Consider the following 21,168-nt stretch of genomic DNA (forward strand, 5'->3'; position numbering starts at 1 on the left):
CGATGGAACTGGTCATCGGGCGGGTCGCCAAGGCACACGGTGTCACCGGCGAGATCGTCGTGGAGGTCCGTACCGATGACCCGGGGCAGCGCTTCGCCCCGGGCGCGCAGTTGCGCGGACGCAAACCGCGCGGCGGTCCGGAACGGACCTACGTCATCGAAACGGTGCGCGAGCACGCCGGTCGACTGCTGATGCGGTTGACCGGCGTCGCCGACCGCAACGCCGCCGACGAACTGCGCGGCACCTTGTTTCTGGTCGAGTCCGCGGACCTGCCGCCGATCGAGGATCCCGACGAGTTCTACGACCACCAGCTCGAAGGGCTGGCGGTGCGCACCGTCGACGGGACGGCGGTCGGCACGGTCGCCGAGGTGCTGCACACACCCGCCGGGGAACTGCTGTCGGTCAAGACCCCCGAGGGTGCCGAGGTGCTGGTGCCCTTCGTCAGTGCCATCGTGACTGCGGTATCGCTGGCCGACGGCACGGTGGACATCGATCCCCCCGACGGCCTGCTCGATATGGACTGACATGCGGCTGGACGTCATCACGATCTTTCCCGCCTATCTCGAGCCTTTGCGACAAGCATTGCCGGGCAAGGCAATTCAGGCCGGAATCATCGAACTCGGCGTGCACGACCTGCGCCGCTGGACCCACGACGTGCACAAGTCGGTCGACGATTCGCCCTACGGCGGCGGACCCGGCATGGTGATGAAGGCGCCGGTGTGGGGTGCGGCCCTGGACGAGATCTGCACACCGGACACTTTGCTGGTGGTCCCGACGCCGGCCGGCAGGCCGTTCACCCAGGCGACCGCGGCGCGGTGGAGCACCGAAACGCACCTGGTGTTTGCCTGCGGGCGCTATGAGGGTATCGATCAACGTGTGGCCGATGATGCGGCGCGACGGATGCGGGTGGAGGAAGTGTCCATCGGCGACTACGTGCTGGCCGGGGGAGAGTCGGCCGCACTGGTCATGATCGAGGCCGTCGTCCGGCTGATTCCCGAGGTACTCGGCAATCCGGCATCACATCAAGAGGATTCGCACTCCGACGGCCTGCTCGAAGGACCGAGCTACACCCGGCCGCCGGTATGGCGTGAGCTCGAGGTCCCGTCGGTGTTGCTGTCCGGGGATCACGCCAAGGTAGAGGCCTGGCGGCTAAAGCAGTCGCTGCAGCGCACCCGCGAGCGCAGGCCCGATTTGCTGGTGGGGGAGCAGGCCGACCGCGACGATTAGGACGCGGTCAGGTGTGCGTGAGCTCGGCCGGGTGCCGGGTGAGCCGGAGTGGGCTGAAGCCAGGTAGGTCCAGTGTCGGGTCGGGTGTGCGTGAGTTCAGCGGAGTGCCGGGTGAGCCGGAGTGGGCTGAAGCCAGGTAGGTGCACCATCTGTCGGTTGTGCCGGAGCGCCCGAACCAGGTTGACGCTGTCCCGTCGGACCTAGAGGTGCCCGCCGGGGAAGATCGTCCGCACAGCGTCGGTGATGGTCCGCCGTGCCGCATCCGCGCCGGTCGGCTGCATCGAACTGATCGCCATCACGTAGCGGCGGTCGGGGCCGATGACACCGGTGGACAAATGCATCCAGTCCGCGCCGATACAGCACATCCAGCCCTGCTTGACCGCGACCGGCTCGCCCGGGATGCCTTCGGGAATGCCGAAGCGCTGCGGGTAGATCCCGCCCGGCACCATGCCGTCCGGTGCGGTCGGGGTGGATTGGGACAGGTTTGCGATGATGATGCTGGCGCGCTCGGGCGGCAGTCCGCCGGTGCCGGCGAGCAGTTTGTCGTAGTAGCGCACCAGGTCGGTCACGGTGCTGATGGTGTTGAACCACCGGCCGTTTCCGGGTGCCCTGGTCGAGGTCAGGCCGTACCGGTCGACGACCCGGTCGATGATGTCGGTGCCCCCGCTGCGATTCCAGAAGATCTCGGCGGCGCTGTCATCGGAGGAGCGCAGCATCACGTCGAGCATGACGCGGTCATCAGGACTCAGTTCGGTCTTGCCCTGAGCCTCCTGTAGCAGCAGGTCATCGGCGATGAACAGCTTGACCACCGACGCGATCGCGATGGTGTCGGGCACGCCGTCGGTGATGACCTGCCCGGTGTTGCGGTCCATCACCGCGACCGTCAGATCGGCGCCGGCATCCGCGGCGTCCGCATCGGCCTGGTTGACCCGCCCCTGCAGCCCGTCGAAGGTGGCGGCCGGCTGATCGGGCGGTTCCTCGGGCAGCGGCGCCGATGTGGCCAAGGGAGCCACCACCGTCAGTTGCGGCGCGTCGGGAGAGGCCGGCGCTGCGCTGTACCCGCGGGCCTCGCACCCGGCGAGCAGGACCGCCGTACACGCTGCCGCCACGGCCGCCTGAAGTACGTTCGACGGCCGCGGCATGCAGTCCTCCGGGTGCTGGTGGCGCGGGGAGGTCCCGGCCACGATGACAGGACCTCTACCCCTACGCCCAGTAGCCTAACCATCGGGCCACGACGACGCCGGACCCCGCCGCGGGTGTCGCCCGGCGACCGGTTACGGACGCGATTTCGCCTGCTGCGCCTCGTCTGGCACAATTGAGCAGTTGCCTGCGCAGGGTCATTCTCTGCTGCCCGGTACATCCAGTCAGATCCGCCCGAATACGTCGGCTCGGCTGCGCGAACACGGCGCCGCCCACGAAGAGCCGCCCACAGCAAGGAAGAGTCACCGATGAACACGCTTGACTTCGTCGACCAGGCGTCGCTGCGCGACGACATCCCGGCATTCGGCCCCGGCGACACCGTCAACGTGCACGTCAAGGTCATCGAGGGTTCCAAGGAGCGCATCCAGGTCTTCAAGGGCGTCGTGATCCGTCGCCAGGGTGGCGGCATCCGGGAGACCTTCACCGTGCGCAAGGAGAGCTACGGCGTCGGCGTCGAGCGGACCTTCCCGGTGCACTCGCCCAACATCGACCACATCGACGTCGCGACCCGCGGTGACGTCCGTCGCGCCAAGCTGTACTACCTGCGCGAGCTGCGCGGCAAGAAGGCGAAGATCAAGGAGAAGCGCTGACGTTGCCGGGTGTGTTCGTTGCGACACGCCTGCCACGTCCGGCCTCCCGCCGGTCAGCCGCTTTCCCAGCCGCGCTGACTACCCTGATGCCGTGACCGACGACGCCGAGGACACCGCCCAGCCCGAATCGGGCACCGACACCGACGGTGACGAGCAGCGCAAGCCCAAGAAGAAGCACGGCGCGCTGCGCGAGGGTGCCATTCTGGTCTCCATCGCGCTGGTTCTCTACTACGTGATGTTGACGTTCGTGGCGCGTCCGTACCTGATTCCCTCGGAATCGATGGAGCCGACGCTGCACGGCTGCCCCGGCTGTGTCGGCGACCGGATCATGGTCGACAAGCTCACCTACCGGTTCAGCGAGCCGGAACCCGGTGACGTCGTCGTGTTCAAGGGCCCGCCGAACTGGAACATCGGCTATCAGTCGATCCGCTCGGACAACCCGGCGATCAAGTTCGTCCAGGACGCGCTGTCCTTCGTCGGATTCGTGCCGCCCGACGAGAACGATCTGGTCAAGCGTGTCATCGCCACCGGTGGCCAGACCGTGCAGTGCCGGGCCGCGACGGGGCTGACCGTGGACGGCAAGAAGCTCAACGAGCCGTACCTGGATCCGACCACCATGAACGCGGACACCGAGGTCTACCCGTGCCTGGGCAACGAGTTCGGTCCGGTCACCGTGCCGCAGGGCAAGTTGTGGGTGATGGGTGACAACCGCACCCACTCCGCGGATTCCCGGTCGCGTTGCACGAGCTTGCCCCAGGACGCCCAGCGCGGACTTATCTGCACCGGCGACCCCGAGGCCGGCACGATCCCGGTCGACAATGTGATCGGCAAGGCTCGGTTCATCGCTTGGCCGCCGGGCCGCTGGGGCGGCGTGAGCAGCGTGAATCCGCAGACTGCCCCGCAGGCCGATTAGGGAGCGGTGCTGTGCCGGCAAGCTGGCCGCCCAGAGCCGTGATCCGCAGATCCGGCCTGCGCACCCTGGAATCCGCGCTGTACCGTAGCGGGCTCGGCCCGGTCGCCGGCGTGGACGAGGTCGGTCGTGGCGCCTGCGCAGGCCCGTTGGTGGTCGCGGCGTGCATCTTGGGCCCCAACCGGCTGAACAGCCTTGCTGCACTTGACGATTCGAAGAAGCTCAACGAGGCCGAACGCGAGCGGCTGTTCCCGCTGATCCGCCGCTACGCGCTGGCCTATCACGTGGTCTTCATTCCCTCGATCGATGTGGACCGGCGCGGAGTGCACCACGCGAACATCGAGGGGATGCGGCGCGCGGTCGCCGGGCTGCCGATACGTCCGGGCTATGTGCTCTCCGACGGATTCCGGGTGCCGGGCCTGCCGATGCCGTCACTGCCGGTGATCGGGGGAGATGCCGCGGCGGCCTGTATCGCGGCGGCCAGCGTGCTGGCCAAGGTCAGCCGGGACCGGTTGATGGTCGCGATGGACACCGAGCACCCCGGGTACGGTTTCGCCGAGCACAAGGGATACTGCACGCCGGTGCACACCGCCGCGTTGGAGGATCTGGGTCCGTGCAGCGAGCACCGCTATTCGTTCGCCAATGTGCGACGAGTCGCGGGATCGGTGCGACGCGGCATGAGTGTGTGGGGAATGATGGAGCCCAACCTAGACGAAGGACAGCAGAGCAGATGAGTGCCGAGGATCTCGAGAAGTACGAAACCGAGATGGAGCTCTCGCTGTACCGCGAGTACAAGGACATCGTCGGGCAGTTCAGCTACGTGGTGGAGACCGAACGGCGTTTCTACCTGGCCAACAGTGTCGAGATGGTGCCCCGCAACGCCGACGGCGAGGTCTACTTCGAGCTACGCCTGGCCGACGCCTGGGTGTGGGACATGTACCGCCCGGCCCGGTTCGTCAAGCAGGTCCGGGTGATCACCTTCAAGGACGTCAACATCGAAGAGGTCGAGAAGCCCGAGCTGCGGCTGCCCGACTGAGCCGGCTGTGGCCCGCGCCACCTGCTCGGCGACGGGGCCATGCACATCTGGCAAACAGCACGTGAACTTGCAAGGCTTGCGCGCGCTGCAAGTGCGATTGCACATAACTTCGGGGCGTGCTTCTCACGGATCTGGTCGCGACCTGCGGGTATCGTCTCACGGCCAATGACCGTCGACTCATCGCGGCGCTCCAGTCCCAGCCGGCGTCGGCGTCCTACTGGATGGCCGCCGAGCTAACCGAGCCACTCGGACTGCACCAGTCGGCGGCGACCCGGCTGGCCCAGCGGCTGGGGTTCACCGGCTATCCCGAATTGCGGGAGGCCCTGCGCCAGGACTACATGACCGGCGAGGGCCCCGCGCAGCGGGTGCAGGGCCGGCTGGGCCGTCATCCCGAACACGACGTGCTGCGCGGTTTCGTCGAGGACGAGCTCCATGTGCTCGCCGAGCTGACCCGACATGTCAGCCAGCATCAACTCGACGACATCGCCACCCGCATCATGGCCGCCGGCCACGTCTTCGTCTTCGGCCAGGGCAACGCCACGGTGCTCGCCGACCTCATGGTGCGACGCCTGCACCGGTTCGGTATCCGGGTGACCGCACTGACCGGTTCGCGACGCGATGTCGCCGAACGCGTCTCCAGCCTCACCGGCGAGGACATGTTGCTGGCCTTCGCCTTTCGGCGGATGCCCGGCCTGCTCGGACCGTTGCTGACCATAGCCGCCGAAACGGGCTGCCACAGCGCCGTCATCACCGACACGCTGTTGTCGATGCAGCCGCGTCCCGACGCGCTGGTGGCTGCACCGCGCGGCCGCGGCGATGAGTTCCTGTCGCTGACCGTGCCGATGGCGATCGGCAACGCGCTGGTGCTGACCATCGCCCGGCGCCAACCCGATGCCGCCAACCGCTCCCTGGACAAACTCGCCGATCTGATCGACCGTCTCGACGCCTGAAACACCCCGCCACAACAAACCGGAGGTTCGTCATGTCCGTACCCGTCCGCACAACCGTTGCCACATCGGTGCTCGCGCTTCTGCTCACCGCATGTGGCGGCTCCACCGACGAAGCGTCGCCATCCGCGCCGGAACGCGACTGGGAGGCGATGAGCCACGATGAGCTCGTCGCGGCCGCGCAGGAGGAGGGGACCGTCTCGGTGTACGCCTTCACCAGCCGTATCGCCTCCATCGAGGAGTCGTTCGAGGCGGCGTATCCAGGGATCGACGTGGTCGCCACCGATGTGTCGTCCACCGAACTGATCACCCGGTTGGCCAGCGAGCACCGCGCCGGCAGCACCACCGCCGATGTCGCCTACGTCTCCGATGCGCCGGTCGTGGTCACCGAACTGCTGGTCGACGGCATCCTGACTCCCTATGTGCCGCAACGTGTCAGCGACGCGCTACCGGCCGAGCACCGCGACCCGCTGGCCGCCAACCGGCTGTCCACCAAAGTGCTGATGTACAACGAGGAGGCCCATCCCGACGGTCCGCCGGTGCGCAACCTGTGGGAGCTCACCGAACCCGCGTGGCGCGGCCGCGTGATGATGGTCGACCCCAATGTGCGCGGTGACTATCTGGACCTGGTCACCGAGATGTCGCTGCAATCGCAGGAAATGGCGCAGGCGTACCAGGAACACTTCGGGCGGCCGATCGAACTCGGCGACGGTGTGGAAGACGCGGGGCTGCAGTTCATCTCGGATCTGTACGCCAATGACGTGGTGCTCGTCGACGACACCGACACCGTCAACGCATCGGTCGGGGCCCGCGGACAGGCGACACCGCCGGTCGGTTTCACCACCTACTCCGACCGTCGCGACAACCAAGACGAGGGCTGGGCGTTGCAGGTGGCCTCCGGTGTCGCACCGTCACCGGGGATCGTCTTCCCGGCGATGCTGGGTGTGACGGCCAACGCGGCACATCCAGCGGCGGCCCGGCTGCTCATCGACCACATGATGGGCGATGACTCCGAGACCGGCGGACCCGGTTTCGAACCGTTCCACGTGGCCGGTGACTACCCGACCCGCGAGGACATCGTCGCGCCGGCCGATGCCCTGTCCCTCGACGAACTCGGCGCATGGTCCATCGATCCGCAGGCCTCTGCCGAACGACGTTCGCAGGTGGCCGATTTCCTGCTCACCATCCAGTGAGGTCCGTGCTGGGGCTGGCCGCCGGCGTCATCGCGGTGCTGGCGCTGCTGGTCGCGGCACCGCTGGCGGGTCTGGTGGCGCGCACCTTGGACGCCGACGCCGACGGTGTGTGGGGCGAGGTTCTCAACAGCCCGCTGTCGGCCAACCTGCTCTGGCAGCCGCTGACCAACTCGCTGCTGGTGGGACTCGGTACCGGCGTGTGCGCCACGATCCTGGGTGCCTTCTTGGCCTGGGTGGTGGTGATGAGCGATATCCCCGGACGCCGGCTCATCGGCGTGCTGGCCGCGGTGCCGTTCGCGCTACCGAGCTTCGCGATCGCGCTCGCATGGGAAAGCGTCTTTCGCAACGAACGTCTCGGCGGCGTACCGGGGCTGCTGTCCGGTCTCGGGATCGCTGTGCCCGACGTGCTGTCCTGGGGCGCGGTACCGACCATCCTGGTGCTCACCGCGCATTACTATTCGCTGTCGTTCGTGGTGGTTTCGGCCGCGTTGCTGGGGGTGGGTGGCGACCTGGTGGCTGCAGCCGAGCTGACCGGGGCGTCGCGGCTGCAGGTCGCGACCCGGATCGTGCTGCCCGCCACCGCACCTGCGCTGCTGTCGGGTTTCCTGCTGGCATTCGCCGAAGGTGTCAGCAATTTCGCGGTGCCCGCGCTGCTGGGATTGCCGGTGCGCTTCCAGACCCTGAGCACCAGGCTCTACGGCGCGATCTCCACCGGTGATGCGGTGCGTGGCTACGCGCTGTCGATCGTGCTGGTCATCGTCGCCGGTCTGGTGCTGTGGGCCGGTAACCGGTTCACCCGCGGCCGGTCCTTCGAGACCATCACCGGCAAGGCCACCAGGGCCCGGACGGTGCGCACGGGCGCCTGGCGCTGGCCGTTGTTCACGTTGGCGGCCCTGTTGGTGGGCGCCACCGCGATCGTGCCGGGCATCGTGCTCGCCGTGTCGACGGTGTTGCGGCGCACAAACTCTCTCGATGGTGGACTGACCCTGCACTACTGGATCGGGGACTCCGACGGCACCGTCGCACAGGGCATGCGCGGCGTCCTGCGTGACCCGATCGCGTTGTCGGCGTTGCAGAACACCATCCTGCTCGGCCTGTGCGTCGCGGTCGGCGCGGGCCTGCTCGGTCTGCTGGGCGCCTACGCCGCGCGCCGTGTCAGCCGACCACCGTTCATCGGCGCGACGATCGGATTCCTGTCCTACATCCCGTTCCTGATTCCGGGGGTGGCCTTCGGTGCGGCCTTCATCGCCCTGTTCGGCGCATCCATCGGGCCGCTGCCCTCGCTGTACGGAACCTTCGCCATCCTGGTGCTGGCCGGAATGGCGGCCAGTCTGCCGTTCGCCTTCCAGACCTCACGGGCGTCGCTGGGTCAGGTCTCCGCTGAACTCGAGGAGGCCGCGGTGCTGACCGGTGCGCGCGGCCCGCGGCGGTTCGCCCGGATCACCGCGCCGCTGGTGTCGCGCGGTGTGGTCGGCGGTGGGGTGCTGGTGTTCGTCACCATGGTGCGCGACCTGTCGCTGGTTGTTCTGCTGGTCACTCCTGCCACACCACTGCTGGCCACGATGACCTACCGCTACGCATCGGAGGGATTCACCCAGCATGCCAACGCGATCACCCTCGTGATCGCCGTCATCTCGGTGGCCGCAACGGTTCTCGCGCGCCGCCTCACCGCTTCCACTGCGACAGGAACCACCTCATGACCGGTATCACCATCAACGGACTCGGCAAACGCTTCGGAACCCACGTCGCGTTGCGCGATGTCGACATCGACCTGCCCGGGGGTGCCTTCCTGGTGCTGCTGGGCCCGTCGGGCTGCGGCAAGACCACCACGCTGCGGATCCTGGCCGGTCTGGAGCAGGCCGGCAGCGGCGTGATCCGCGTCGGTGAACGCACCGTCGTCGACGTCGAGAACGGCATCGAGGTACCGGCCGACAAGCGGGGCTTGGGCATGGTGTTCCAGAGTTACGCGCTGTGGCCACATATGACGGTGCGCGGCAACATCGATTGGCCGCTGCGGGTGGCCGGGTGGAAACGTGCCGAACGCGAGCAGCGCATCGAGGAGGTGCTGGCCGCACTGGAGATCGGTGACCTCGCCGAGCGCCAGCCGGCACAGATCTCCGGTGGTCAGCAACAGCGGGTGGCCATCGCGCGCACCATCGCCCCGCGGCCGGCGGTCCTGCTGTTCGACGAACCGCTGTCCAACCTGGACGCCCGGCTGCGCGTCGAGACCCGCGCCGAGATCGTCAGGATGCACCGGATGACGCAGGCGACAAGCGTTTACGTCACCCATGACCAGACCGAGGCACTGGCGATGGCCACCCATATCGCCGTCATGAACGGTGGCGTGGTGGAACAGTTCGGGACCCCCGATGAGCTGTTGAACCGACCTGCCACCGCGTTCGTCGCCGCATTTCTCGGCACGCCGCCCGCGGTGCTGCTGGGCGGTGCGGTGATCGACGGTCTCGCCCCCGGTTGGCAGGCGATGTACCGTCCCGAGGACCTGGCGCTGCAGGATGAGGCCGCGGTGGCGTTCGAGGTGTTGGAATCGATCCCGATGGCCGGCCGGTATCTGGTCACCGGAAAGGTGGGCGCGGACCGGGTCGCGGTGGTGTCCGATCGCCCGGCGCAGCCGGGACACCGCACCGGTCTGGTGTTACCCGGTGCTCCCGCAGCGGTTTTCGACGAGACGGGACACCGCCGATGACCACTGTGCTGCTGGTCAGACATGGTGCGACCGAATGGACTCGACAGGGCCGTCTGCAAGGCCGAACCGATATCGATCTGTCCGACGAGGGCCGCGCGGAGGTCGCCCGACTGGCGCCCGCCGTCCAGTCCTGGTGCCCGCAGACGGTGATCTGCTCACCGCTGGCCCGCACCCGATCGACGGCCGCATTGCTCGGGGCCACCGACGTCCGATTCGACTGCCGTTGGGCGGAGGCCGGCCTGGGGCAGTGGGAGGGCCAGACCCCGGAGCAGATCGGCGGTGATTACGCCTTGTGGCGGTCCGGGGTGCTGGTGCCGCCGGCGGGTGAGACCCCGGAGGCCGTACGGCAACGCACGACGGCGGCCACCCGCGACGCGGCCGCCGAAGCCGGGCCCGTGCTCGTCGTGACGCACGGCGGGGTGATCCGGGCGGTGCTGGACCAGTTCGTCGGACTGTCCACGGCCCGCATGGTCCCCGTGGCGGCACCGAGCATCACCGCGCTCGACATCGACGCCGACGGTCGAGCCCGGCTGCGGTCGCTCAATGTCGGCGCCGGGAATAGCTGACCGACCGCCAGGGTATGTAGTTGACATGGAAAAAGCAGACTTCGATGCGATGAATCAGGCCGTGATCGAGGAGTTCCGCACCACCGGCGGGAAGGCGGGCGGCGTCTTCACCGGTAAGCCGCTGGTGCTCGTCCACCACGTCGGTGCGAAATCGGGCACCGAGCGCATCGCGCCGCTGGTGCCGCTGCTCGACGACGACCGGGTATACATCTTCGCCAGCAAGGGCGGCGCGGACAGCAACCCCGACTGGTACCGCAACCTGGTGGCCCATCCGGACATCACCGTCGAACTCGGCACCGAGACCTACCAGGCCACGGCGCGGGTGCTCGAAGGAGCCGAGCGTGACGAGATCTACGCCAAGCAGGTCGAGGTCGAACCGCAGTTCGGTGACTATCAGCGCAAGACCGACCGGGTGATCCCGGTGGTGGAGTTGGTGCGGGCCTAACCGCGCAGATGCCTGTCGAAGAAGGTGAACACCCGCTTCCAGGCGTCCTCGGCGACGGCCTCGTTGTACCCGAACCCGGTGACCCGCAGCAGCGCCTGCGCGGGTAGCTGATTGGCGAAACTGTGCCCGGCGTCGGGGTACACCTTGATATCGGCGTCGATCTGCTGTGCGGCGATGGCCTTGTTGAGCTTGCCCGGCGCGCCGCGGCCCAGCGGATCTTTGGCGCCGAAGCTGGCCACGATGGGGCATGCGCCGCGCAGGGTGTTTTCCAGATTCTTCGGCAACGGTGTGCCGTAGAACGGCGCCGCCGCACCGAAACCCTTGGGAGACAGGATCAGTGCGAACTGTCCGCCCATGCAGAACCCGGCTATTCCGACCGTGCCGGTGCAGTCGGGGTGGTTGCCCAGAAAATCCCGCGCGGCCAGGATGTCGTCGATCGGCTGTCCCTGGCGGGTCAGTGCGGCGCGCATGACGGCGGTGATGCAGCGGGCGCGGCCGCCGCGGGCGTACAGGTTCGGGGTGACGGCCAGGTACCCGGCCGCGGCGACCCGCTCGGACACCGCCTCCTTGTCGGGCAGATAGCCGATGGCGTCATGCACGATCACCACGCCGGGCCATGGGCCGGTGCCGGTCGGGGTGTCGACCAGGGCGTCGATGGGACCGCCGGGAGTGTCCAGGGTGATGGTCGTCATAAAGCAAATCTAGAGGCCGTAATCTGACGTGTCGTGTCTGACTCCGTCGAACTGGCACCCGAGGTCGTCGCCGCCATCCGGTCCCTGCGCGACGGGGATGAGGTTCCGCTGCGCTGCCACAAGGGGCCGATCCGCACGGCCATCGCCGCGGCGGTCCGGGCGCTGTGCGCCGATGATCTGGGTTCCAGGGTGCGTCCGTGGGATCTGTCGGCGCTGCGCCGGGTCGCGGCCGACCTCGGCGAGGTCGCCGGCGCGACGGCCCTGTACGTCGACGAGTCGGTGCTGGTCGCGCAACTGCACCCAAGCGGACAGCGCATCGCGCTGCGCGGGGTCGACGACGGCTGGCGGCTGGTGCGCTTCCTGGACGCAGCCGAGGAGCCCGCGCAGGTCGACCTGCCGGTGGAGACGACCCGCGAGATCGAACTCGACACCCTCTCCCCGGAGGCGGTGCTGACCGTGCTGGGCATCGCCAAGCCCGATGATGTCGAGCTCGACATCGATTCGGAAGACCTCGGACAGGGCCAGACCGAGACGCGGTACCGCTACCTGTTCACCGACAACGGGCGCTCGGTGCTGGCCGAGGAGGTCACGTCCGAGATCTTCGACGGTGCGACCCCGGGCTCGCGGTGGGTGCGCGGGGTGGTGATCGACAGGGGCCGCGGCGTGCTGCTCACGGCGAACCGGGAACGGGCCGTGCTGATCCAGGGTTGATAGCTTGACCGGATGACTGGTGTGGCGCAGGGGCCCCTGGCCGGGGTGCGCATCATCGAGATATCGAGCTTCGTGGCGGTACCGCTGGCCGGGATGACCCTGGCCCAGCTCGGCGCGGACGTCATCCGGGTGGACCCCGTCGGCGGCGCCGCCGATTACCGGCGCTGGCCGGTCACCGAGGCCGGTGACAGCATTTACTGGGCCGGTCTGAACAAGGGTAAGCAGTCCGTCGCCGTCGACATGCGCGCGGCCGAGGGGCATAGCCTGATCCGCCGGCTGATCGCCGACGCCGGCATCCTGATCACCAATGTCGTTGGCCGCCCATGGCATTCCTATGACGAACTGGTGGCGTTGCGGCCGGACCTGATCCACGTCGAGATCTCCGGACGCGCCGACGGCACCACCGGCGTGGACTACACCGTCAACGCCGCGGTCGGCTTCCCGCTGGTCACCGGGCCGGCCAACTTGGCCACCCCGGTCAACCATGTGCTGCCGGCCTGGGACGTGTCCTGCGGGCTGTACGCCGCACTCGCGGTCGTCACCGCGCTGCGGGCACGGGACGCGACCGGGACCGGGCAGCGCATCGCGATACCGCTGGAGAACGTCGCGCTGGCCACCGCCGGCAACCTGAGCTTCCTCACCGAGGCCATGCTCGGCGGCGCCGAGCGCCCGCGTATCGGCAACGCGCTCTACGGCCAGTACGGCCAGAACTTCACCAGCAGTGACGGTGTCGTGTTCATGCTGGTGGCGCTGACCGGCAGGCATTTCCGCGATCTGACCGAACTCACCGGGACCACCGCGGCCGTCGCCGCACTCGGCGACGCGCTGGGCGCGGACTTCACCGACGAGGGTGAGCGCTACCGGCATCGGGACGCACTCACCGGGCTGTTCACCCTGTGGTTCGCCGAACGCACGGCCGAGCAGATCACCACCGCACTGTCGCAGACGTCGGTGCTGTGGGACCGCTACCGCAGCTTCGCCGAGGTCGCCGCAGAACCACGGGTCACCGAGAACCCCTTGTTCACCCGGCTGGACCAACCGCGCATCGGTCAGTACCTGGCACCGGGGCTGCCCATCTCGATCGATGGCGACTATGCGGCCGCGGTCCCCGCTCCCGCGCTCGGTGATGACACCGCGCGGGTGCTCGCCGCGCTGGGACTGTCGGCCGACGAGATCGACGGGCTCTTCGCGGCGGGAACCATCGCGTGAGCGTGCTGCTGGATCTGTTGACATTGCGCGAGGCCGGGGCCGACCGGTGGGTCGGACCGGCTGCCGGCCCGACCGGGAAGCGGTCTTTCGGCGGGTTGTTAGCCGCGCAGAGCCTGGCCGCGGCCTGCGCCACCGTTGAAGACGAGGACAAGGCCCCCACCAACCTGCACCTGCAGTTCCTGCGCGGCGGCGACGCCGGTACCGACACCGACTACCGGGTGGACCGGGTCTATGACGGCCGGACCGCGGCGGCGCGCCGGGTCGAGAGCCGCCAGCACGACCGGCTGCTCACCACCGCGACCGTGTCGTTCTCGGCGCCGATGGCCGGGCCCGAGCACGGCGTGCGCGAGGCCATGCCCGCCCACCCGGACACCCTGGATCCGGACGGGTCGCTGGGACCGTCCCCGTCGGTGCCGTTGGAGGAGTTCGACATCCGCGTCGACGATCAGCGTGTCGACGGTGAGTTCGTCCGGCGATTCTGGTGGCGCGCGAATGTCGCACTGCCCGATGATGCGCTGACGCACACGCTGGTCGCGGTGTACATCACCGATCTGTACGGCATCGACCCGATCTTCCAGGTGCACGGTCACACGATGGGCGATCGCACCCACCGCGGTGGCACCACCGACTCATCGATGTGGTTGCACCATCGGATCTTCGCCGATCAGTGGAACCTTCTGGAATCCCGGTCACCGGCCGCCGCGCGCGGCCGGGGCGTGGTGACCGCAGCGCTGCTGCGGGCCGACGGCGTCATCGCCGCCACCATGGTCCAGGAAGGTCTGGCGGCCAACCGCTGACGCAGCAGGCGCATCGCCTGCGCCAGCAGCACCCCGGCGGCCAGCGCGGCCAGCACCCCGGCCAGCCGGTGTTCGCCGAAGAGCGGATACACCTGGAAATGGATCAGATAGATGTAGAGCGAGGCGTCGGCGAGCAGCGCCAACACGCTGGACGCCCCCACGGGGCACCGGATGGACGGCAGCCAGATCAGCAGGGCGAGCCCACCGAACACCAGCGCCTCGCGGAACGGGTCGGCGAAGTACCCGTACAGGCCGATCGCGGCCACCACCGTCACCGCGGCGCGTTGCCACCTCGTCGACGCCTTGGACACCGCCCATCCCAGCGCGAAGAACCAGAACGACAGCATGCTGAACCAGGCTTGTTCGCCGGTCACGGTGTAACGCAGCGCCATGCCGACGGCCAGAAACGCTGTGGCGAACGCGAATTGATGGCGTCGTTCCAGCCGGTCGATGGCCGGCAGCGCCAACAGACACGCCAGCAGTACCAGGATCCACACCAGCACCTCGATGAACCACAAGCGGCCCGCGGTCATGCTGTCGGAGGGCCCGAGGATCTTGTTGGCCAGCAGCAGATTCGTCCACCGGTAGTCGTCACTGAAGGTCATGGTGAGGGCCACCCACACGACGGCAGGCACCGCGATCCAGCCGACGGTGTCGCGCAGCAGCCGGATCCGGTCACCCCGCGGCGCGGCGGTCAGGCAGAACCTGCCGAAGTTGTACCCGGCGACCCCGAGCAGGATGTGCGCGCCGCCCCACATGTCGAACAGATCGGCGTGTGATCCCACGATCAGCACGATCGCCACCGCCCGCAACACCACGCTGGTGTCCAGCGTCGCCGTCCACCGGCGCCGCCGTGGCTGCATGCGTTCCAGTTCGGCCAGCGTCAGCTGCGGCCATCGGTCGGGTAGCCGCCCCAGCGCGCGTTCGATGCGCACCGACATCGTCACGTAGGTCAGGGAATTGCCACCCAGGTCGACGAAACTGGCATCGGGGTCGATGGCGTCCGGATCGAGATGCAGGACCTCGGCGAACATCTCACGCAGCGGGGTGGCTGCGGTGCTGTGCCTGTGCAGCGCGCGCACCGCCGGGTAGTCCGGTTTACCCGAGGTCAGCATGGGCAGGGTGGGCACCGCGACGGCGTCCACCGCGCCGGCAGGCAGACCGGTGGTCTCGGTGACCGCCGAGCGCACGGTCGACACCTCGGCCGTGGTCGCGACGACCAGGCTGTCCTCGGCGGTGGCGCACAGCGCGGGCAGCCCACGCTCCCGCAACGTGTTCTCCACCCGCTGCAGGTCGATGCGCAACCCGAACAGTTTGGCGAACCGGTCGGCGCGGCCGATCACCTCGTAGAGGCCGTCGGGACCGCGGCGGGCCAGATCGCCGGTGCGCAGGGTGTCGGGACCGGCGTCGGCCGTCAGGTCGGCGCTGGTGCGGGCATAGCCCATCATCACGTTGGGTCCGCGGTAGACCAGTTCGCCGACCTCACCGTCGGGCGCGTCGATGCTCAGCCGTCCGCCGGGAATGGCCCGCCCGATGGCCTCGGGCCGTTCGACGGCGAATTCCGGTGGCAGATAGGCCATCCGGGCCGTTGCCTCGGTCGCACCGTACATCACGAACAGCGTCCATCCGCGGCGGCGGCCCAGTTCGGCGAACTGGCGTACCCGGTGCGGTGCCAGGGCGCCGCCGGCCTGGGTGACATAGCGCAGGTGCGGCAATTCCATGGCGGCGAAGTCGATGCGGTCCAGCAGATCGAAGGTGTAGGGCACACCGGCGAATGTCGTTGCCCGATGCGTGCGGAACAGGTGCCAGAACCGCTCGTCGATGACCGACAGGTCGGTGAGGATCAGCGCGGCGCCGCGCAGCAGGTGACTGTGGATCACCGACAGCCCGTAGCAGTACGACATCGGCAGCGTCGTCACCGCACAGTCGGTATCGCGGATGTCGAGATACTCGGCGATCGAGGCGGCGTTGGCGATGAGGTTGGCGCGCGACAACCGGACCAGCTTCGGTGATCCGGTGCTGCCCGAGGTGGACAGCAGCAGCGCCAGGTCCGGATGCAACCGATGCGGTGGCGCGGGCCTGCGGTGCGCTCCGTCACCGTCGATGACGATATCGGGGATATAGGTGTCGAGCAGTTCGCGGTGATCACCGCCGGGCGGGACCGGCAGGACGACATGCCCGCCGGCCAGCGCGCCGAGATAGTAGGTGAGCGTGGCGATATCGTTGCGCGCCTCGAGCAGGATCAGCCTGCGGGTGCTGCCGAATTCGGTGGCGGCGGTCTGCACCAGATGGGCCAGTGTCCGGTAGCTCAGTGTGGTGTCGGCGGTATGCACGGCCGGGCGGTCGCCGTGGTCGCGCAGGTGCCCGACGAGGCCGTTCACGGCAACGCCAGACCGTGTCCGAGGACGGTGATGCGGACCTTGGCGTCCACCCCCGGCGGGTTGATGCTGTGCTGGCGCACCGTGATCGGAACGGTGTCGCCGATGTCGATGGTGAGCAGCACGTCATGGCCGAGGAATTCGGTGGCCAGCACGGTGCCGATCCCGGGCTCGGGCTGCTGACCCTCATCGGTGATCTCGGTGGCGACCAATTGCTCCGGGCGCAGCAACAGCGTGCCGGGTCCCTGCGGGGCGAACCGGGCCAGCGGGATGCGGCCCAACGCACAGTCGGCGGCGTCCGAGTGCACCACGGCGGGCAGGAACACACAGTCACCGAGGAATTCGGCGGTGAACCGGTCATCGGGGCGGCGGTACACCTGCTGCGGGGTGCCGACCGCGGTGAACCGACCGTCACGCATGACGGCCACCTGGTCGGCCACCGACAGCGCCTCGCCCTGATCGTGGGTCACCAGCAGGGTGGTCACCCCGGCATCGGTGAGGACCTTGGTCACCGCGCGCCGGGTGGCCGCGCGCAACCCGGTGTCGAGTGCGGAGAACGGTTCGTCGAGCAGCATGAGCGCGGGCCTGCGGGCCATGGCCCGGGCCAACGCCACGCGCTGCTGCTGGCCACCGGACAGCTCGTGCGGCCGCCGGGCGGCGAAAGACGGCTCCAGTGAGACGGTTTCGAGGAGTTCGGCGACCCGGGTGCTGCGGTCGCGGCCGCCCAGACCGTAGGCGATGTTGGCGCCGACGGTCAGGTGCGGGAACAGGGCGCCGTCCTGGGCGACGTAGCCGACCGAGCGGCGGTGCGGGGCCAGACTGGTCTGCGCCGAGGCGACCCGTCGACCGGCGATGTCGACGGTGCCGCCGTCGGGCCGCTCGAAGCCGGCGACCAGCCGCAACAGGGTCGTCTTACCGCATCCCGATGCGCCGACCACGGCGGTGATGCTGCCCGCGGGCAGCGTGAGGTCGACACCGTCGAGAACCATTGCGCCGGTGAAGGATTTGGTCAGTTCCCGCACCACCAGGACGTCGGTGCTCATGAGCCCGCCCTCGTTGCTTCCCGGAACAGGGCCACGGTCACCGGGATGGACAGGGCCACGAGCACCAGCGCGTACGGTGCCGCGGCAGCGTAGTCCAGTTCACTGGACAGCGACCAGAACCGCATCGCCAATGTGCGGGTGCCGGTGGGGGCCAGCAACAGCGTCGCGGTCAGTTCGGTGGCCACCGCGACGAACACCAATGCCGCGCCGGCGCCGGCTGCCGGCGCGACGAGCCGCAGGGTGATCCGCACGAAACTGTGCGCCGGGGACAGACCCAGCGACCGCGACGCCTCCTCCAGACCGGGTGGGATCTGCGCCAGCCCGGAACGCAGGCTGACCAGGGCGCGCGGCAGGAACATCAGCACGTAGGCGCACACCACCAGCGTCACCGTCTGATACAGCGGGGGAGCGAACCGGATCGCGACGGTCACCAACGCCAGTGCGGTGACGATCCCGGGCATCGAACTGGTGACGAAGTTGGCGCCCTCGACGGTCCGGGCGAACGGGCCGCGGTAGCGCACGGCCAGCCAGGCGAACGGGAAGGCCGCCACCGTCGTCACCGCCGCCGCGGCGGCAGCCAGCACCGCCGTCTGGCCCAGCGATTCGGTCAGATCGCCCAGCGCCCAGACCTCGGCGCCGCCGATCCACAACCAACGCAACAGCGTCCACACCGGAACCCCGAGCGCAGCCACCAGCAGCGCCACCAATCCCGCGAGCGCGGGAACCGACCAGGCGCCCAATCGGATCGGGGTCAGCGCGCGGGGCGCACCCGAACCGACGCGGGCGAACCGGGCGCTGCCGCGCAGAGCCGCCTCGGTGACCAGCAGCACCAGACACAACATGACCAGCACCCCGGCCAGGGTGGCCCCGGCTGCCCCGTCGAAGGTGGCCTGGAACTGCTCGAAGATCGCCGTGGTGAAGGTGGAGAACCGCAGCATGGCGAACGCCCCGTATTCGGCCAGCAGGTGCACACCGATCAGCAGGCCACCGCCGAGGATGGCCAGCCGCAGTTGCGGTAACACCACCCGGAAGAACACCCCGACGCTGCCCGAACCGAGCGCCTGCGCGGACTCCTCGATGGCTGGATCGAGGCGGCGTAGCGTCGCTGCCGCCGGCAGGAACACGAACGGGAAGTACGACAGCGTCGAGACCAGGACCCCGGCGCCGAACCCGTGCAATGTCGGCCACACGCTGACCCACGCGAAGCTGTTGATGAACGCCGGTACCGCCAACGGGGCGACCAGCAGCGGACGCCACACCGCAGCCCCGGGGATGTCGGTGCGTTCCACCAACCACGCGGCGCCGACACCGAACACCACGCACAGCGGCACGGTCACCACGACCAGGCCGACGGTGTTGAGCAGCAGTTCGCCGACCCGGGGTCGCACGATCAGTTCGTAGATGCGCGTCGGCCCGGTGCTGATGACAGCCCAGGCGACGTACCCCAGCGGGATGAAGGTGGCGGCGACCAGCGCGGCGATGGCACCGCTGAGCAGGGGACCGGGCCGGGCCGGTGCGCGCGGTCCGGCGGTCGGTCGATCGGTGCGGGTGGGGACCACCTAGAGCAGGCCCGCCTTGGTCATCAGGTCGGTGACCTCGGCCGCGTCCAGGGTGGACGGGTCGACCGCCGGGGCCTGCAGGGTGTCGAGGGCGGGCAGTGCCGGATTGGCCGGCACGCCGCTGGCGACGGGGTATTCGAACGAGGTGCCCTTCTCCAGCACCTCCTGACCGGCTTGGGAGGTGATGAACTTCAGGAACTGCTGGGCCTGGTCCTTCTTGTTGCTGGATTCCAGCACGCCGCCACCGGAGATGCTGATGAACGCGCCCGGGTCCTCGTTGCGGAAGTAGTGCAGCGCGGTGTTGGCGCTGATCTCCTTGGTCTTGGCCTGATCGCGGAACCAGTAGTAGTGGTAGATGATGCCGCCGTCGATCTCACCGTCGTTGGCCGCGCGCAGGGTGGCGATATTGTCCTGCAGCAGGGTGGCGCCTGACTTCATGGCCGTCAGCCACGCCGCCGTCGCCGGTTCACCGGTCAGTTGCAGCATCGCCGAGATGATCGCCTGGAAGTCGGCCTTGGCCGGCGGCGCACCCCAGCGTCCCTTCCATTCGGGCCGTTGCAGATCCATGATCGATTGCGGCAGTTGCGCTTCGGTGAGCTTGTCGGTGTTGTAGACGAACACCGTGGTGCGCGCCGCCACACCGGTCCACTTGTTGGTCGACGGCCGGTACTGGGCCGGAACCTGTTCGACGGTGCCGGCGTCGACGTCGGCGAACAGACCGGCCTGTTCGACGGCGGCCATCGCCGGGGAGTTCTCGGTGAGGAACACATCGGCCGGCGATGAATCCCCCTCGGCGATGAGCTGGTTGCCCATTTCGGTGTCACCGCCCTGCCGGTAGGTCACCTTGATCCCGGTTTCCTCGGTGAAGGCCTGGATCCACTCCTTGGTCAACGATTCGTGCTGGGCGTTGTAGATCAACAGCTCGTCGCCCTGGTCGCCGGAGGAGCAGGCCGTCGCGGCCGCCACGACAGTGACGACGGACAGCACAGCGGCGATGCGGCGCACGTGGATTCCCATCCGGCAATCCTTACACCCCTCACCGAGGTAAGGATTGCCTTCCTGGCATTTTCACAGGCAACGCAGCTTCTGCCGTGGCATCGGTTCCGGGTCGAGGACGGTCCGCGGGTCGACCCACTGGATGGACTGGCTGTTACCCAGCCGCCGCAGGTACAGGAACGGACCTGGGCCGATGCTGCGGTCTGCGGCCAGCCGCCGCGGCAGCGCCAACCGGTACACATCGTTGTCGATCCGCTCCGCACCGGCTTCGGTGGCGCGATCAAAGGTCAGATAGCGCAAAGCGATTGCTCGCTGGTCCTTGTTGCGAAGCGACGCGATCCGGCGCACCGACAGTTCACCGGCCAGGACCGCGCGGAGCAGCGCCTCCTCGAAACCGACGCCGTGCAGGAAGTACGGGCCACTGCCGTCGGCCCATTCGATGGCCGGGCGACCGGTATCGCAGTGCAACAGGCCGTCCTGGTAGCGGGTCCTGGGCATGGGCACGAGCAGCACCTCGCCCTGGATCGGCAGGATCCAGCCCAGACCGATGTGCTCGGCCTGCCGCATCGGCGCCGAGAAGCGTGCCCACCTGCTGACCGACACCACCGTGTTCGGCGGCAACCAGTCGGCCTCGGGCATGTCCGCCACGAAACGGTTGTAGAGGGCGTCGCGCTCGTCACGCAGCAACACCGTTCCCGGGACATCCTCGACATCCCAGTTCCCCGACCAGCGCGCCATCCGGTCCCAGCGGGGATCGGCACCGAGGACCGATGCGATGCGCAGCGCGCGATCCAGATCGGGCACCACCGTGTACCCGGTGCGGCGGTGCACGTGGTGCGCGGCGCAGAAATCGGCGACCAGGGCGATGGCGGTGTCGTCGTCGAAAGCCCCGGTGGGCGCCGGGAACTCGGGCCGAAGAACTGGGGTGGGGGTGGACATGGCGTGAGCGTAATGAGGAGGTCTGA

At 68.6% G+C, this 21,168-nt stretch carries 21 protein-coding genes and 1 pseudogene; 15 read left to right on the top strand and 7 right to left on the bottom strand.

Annotation, left to right across the window (positions count from 1 at the left end):
* Positions 1-2 precede the first annotated feature (2 nt).
* Positions 3-524, top strand: coding sequence for a ribosome maturation factor RimM (gene rimM / locus ACWDUN_RS02440; protein WP_449924083.1), 522 nt, complete (start codon positions 3-5; stop codon positions 522-524).
* Between the two features lies 1 nt (position 525).
* The gene (trmD, locus tag ACWDUN_RS02445) at positions 526-1,227 is read left to right on the top strand and encodes a tRNA (guanosine(37)-N1)-methyltransferase TrmD (RefSeq protein WP_449924085.1); all 702 of its coding nucleotides are present in this window, start codon (positions 526-528) and stop codon (positions 1,225-1,227) included.
* A gap of 200 nt (positions 1,228-1,427) precedes the next feature.
* On the opposite strand, the gene ACWDUN_RS02450 is transcribed toward trmD, so the two are convergent.
* Positions 1,428-2,369, bottom strand: coding sequence for a serine hydrolase (locus ACWDUN_RS02450; RefSeq protein WP_449926182.1), 942 nt, complete (start codon positions 2,367-2,369; stop codon positions 1,428-1,430).
* Between the two features lie 306 nt (positions 2,370-2,675).
* Between ACWDUN_RS02450 and rplS the strand changes: the two genes are divergently transcribed.
* From rplS to ACWDUN_RS02500, 10 genes are all read left to right on the top strand, one after another.
* The gene (gene rplS / locus ACWDUN_RS02455) at positions 2,676-3,017 is read left to right on the top strand and encodes a 50S ribosomal protein L19 (protein ID WP_083060875.1); all 342 of its coding nucleotides are present in this window, start codon (positions 2,676-2,678) and stop codon (positions 3,015-3,017) included.
* 91 nt (positions 3,018-3,108) lie between these two features.
* Positions 3,109-3,930, top strand: a complete 822-nt coding sequence (gene lepB, locus ACWDUN_RS02460; protein ID WP_449924089.1) for a signal peptidase I — start codon at positions 3,109-3,111, stop codon at positions 3,928-3,930.
* Positions 3,931-3,941: 11 nt separating this feature from the next.
* Positions 3,942-4,661: a ribonuclease HII gene (locus tag ACWDUN_RS02465; RefSeq protein WP_449924092.1), complete on the top strand. Its 720-nt coding sequence runs from the start codon at positions 3,942-3,944 to the stop codon at positions 4,659-4,661.
* Complete coding sequence (locus ACWDUN_RS02470; protein ID WP_019511324.1) at positions 4,658-4,963, top strand: DUF2469 domain-containing protein; 306 nt, start codon at positions 4,658-4,660, stop codon at positions 4,961-4,963. Before ACWDUN_RS02465 ends, ACWDUN_RS02470 begins: the two co-directional genes overlap by 4 nt.
* Positions 4,964-5,079: 116 nt before the next feature.
* Positions 5,080-5,913, top strand: coding sequence for a MurR/RpiR family transcriptional regulator (locus ACWDUN_RS02475; protein ID WP_449924099.1), 834 nt, complete (start codon positions 5,080-5,082; stop codon positions 5,911-5,913).
* A 32-nt stretch (positions 5,914-5,945) separates the two neighbouring features.
* Complete coding sequence (locus tag ACWDUN_RS02480; protein ID WP_449924102.1) at positions 5,946-7,103, top strand: ABC transporter substrate-binding protein; 1,158 nt, start codon at positions 5,946-5,948, stop codon at positions 7,101-7,103.
* A complete protein-coding gene (locus ACWDUN_RS02485; protein ID WP_449924105.1) occupies positions 7,100-8,803 on the top strand; it encodes an ABC transporter permease in 1,704 nt (567 codons plus the stop codon). The genes ACWDUN_RS02480 and ACWDUN_RS02485 overlap by 4 nt, the downstream gene beginning before the upstream one ends.
* Entirely contained in the window at positions 8,800-9,807 is a 1,008-nt protein-coding gene (locus ACWDUN_RS02490) for an ABC transporter ATP-binding protein (protein WP_449924108.1), read from the top strand. The genes ACWDUN_RS02485 and ACWDUN_RS02490 overlap by 4 nt, the downstream gene beginning before the upstream one ends.
* Positions 9,804-10,373, top strand: coding sequence for a histidine phosphatase family protein (locus ACWDUN_RS02495; protein ID WP_449924111.1), 570 nt, complete (start codon positions 9,804-9,806; stop codon positions 10,371-10,373). The genes ACWDUN_RS02490 and ACWDUN_RS02495 overlap by 4 nt, the downstream gene beginning before the upstream one ends.
* A 25-nt stretch (positions 10,374-10,398) precedes the next feature.
* Complete coding sequence (locus tag ACWDUN_RS02500; RefSeq protein WP_449924112.1) at positions 10,399-10,818, top strand: nitroreductase family deazaflavin-dependent oxidoreductase; 420 nt, start codon at positions 10,399-10,401, stop codon at positions 10,816-10,818.
* Here ACWDUN_RS02500 and ACWDUN_RS02505 read toward each other — a convergent pair.
* Positions 10,815-11,510, bottom strand: a complete 696-nt coding sequence (locus ACWDUN_RS02505; RefSeq protein WP_449924115.1) for a dienelactone hydrolase family protein — start codon at positions 11,508-11,510, stop codon at positions 10,815-10,817. The genes ACWDUN_RS02500 and ACWDUN_RS02505 overlap by 4 nt on opposite strands.
* 33 nt (positions 11,511-11,543) lie before the next feature.
* Between ACWDUN_RS02505 and ACWDUN_RS02510 the strand changes: the two genes are divergently transcribed.
* From ACWDUN_RS02510 to ACWDUN_RS02520, 3 genes are read left to right on the top strand one after another with little or no spacing between them, the layout of a single operon-like run.
* Complete coding sequence (locus ACWDUN_RS02510; RefSeq protein ID WP_449924117.1) at positions 11,544-12,221, top strand: hypothetical protein; 678 nt, start codon at positions 11,544-11,546, stop codon at positions 12,219-12,221.
* A 12-nt stretch (positions 12,222-12,233) separates the two neighbouring features.
* Positions 12,234-13,430, top strand: coding sequence for a CoA transferase (locus ACWDUN_RS02515; RefSeq protein WP_449924119.1), 1,197 nt, complete (start codon positions 12,234-12,236; stop codon positions 13,428-13,430).
* A complete protein-coding gene (locus ACWDUN_RS02520; RefSeq protein WP_449924122.1) occupies positions 13,427-14,227 on the top strand; it encodes an acyl-CoA thioesterase in 801 nt (266 codons plus the stop codon). The genes ACWDUN_RS02515 and ACWDUN_RS02520 overlap by 4 nt, the downstream gene beginning before the upstream one ends.
* Here the strand turns inward: ACWDUN_RS02520 and ACWDUN_RS02525 are convergent.
* The 5 genes and pseudogenes from ACWDUN_RS02525 to ACWDUN_RS02545 form a co-directional block, all read right to left on the bottom strand.
* A pseudogene (locus ACWDUN_RS02525) lies at positions 14,167-16,608 on the bottom strand (AMP-binding protein); the annotation flags it as partial. The gene ACWDUN_RS02520 and the pseudogene ACWDUN_RS02525 sit on opposite strands and share 61 nt — an antisense overlap.
* Positions 16,605-17,648, bottom strand: a complete 1,044-nt coding sequence (locus ACWDUN_RS02530; protein WP_449924125.1) for an ABC transporter ATP-binding protein — start codon at positions 17,646-17,648, stop codon at positions 16,605-16,607. The pseudogene ACWDUN_RS02525 and the gene ACWDUN_RS02530, both read right to left, overlap by 4 nt.
* Positions 17,645-19,207: an ABC transporter permease gene (locus ACWDUN_RS02535; protein ID WP_449924128.1), complete on the bottom strand. Its 1,563-nt coding sequence runs from the start codon at positions 19,205-19,207 to the stop codon at positions 17,645-17,647. The genes ACWDUN_RS02530 and ACWDUN_RS02535 overlap by 4 nt, the downstream gene beginning before the upstream one ends.
* Positions 19,208-20,224 (bottom strand): iron ABC transporter substrate-binding protein, encoded by a 1,017-nt coding sequence (locus tag ACWDUN_RS02540; RefSeq protein ID WP_449924131.1) that lies wholly within the window; start codon positions 20,222-20,224, stop codon positions 19,208-19,210.
* Between the two features lie 51 nt (positions 20,225-20,275).
* Positions 20,276-21,142: a hypothetical protein gene (locus tag ACWDUN_RS02545; protein WP_449924134.1), complete on the bottom strand. Its 867-nt coding sequence runs from the start codon at positions 21,140-21,142 to the stop codon at positions 20,276-20,278.
* Positions 21,143-21,168: the final 26 nt, after the last annotated feature.

This window comes from Mycobacterium sp. NPDC003323 (genome assembly GCF_053589535.1).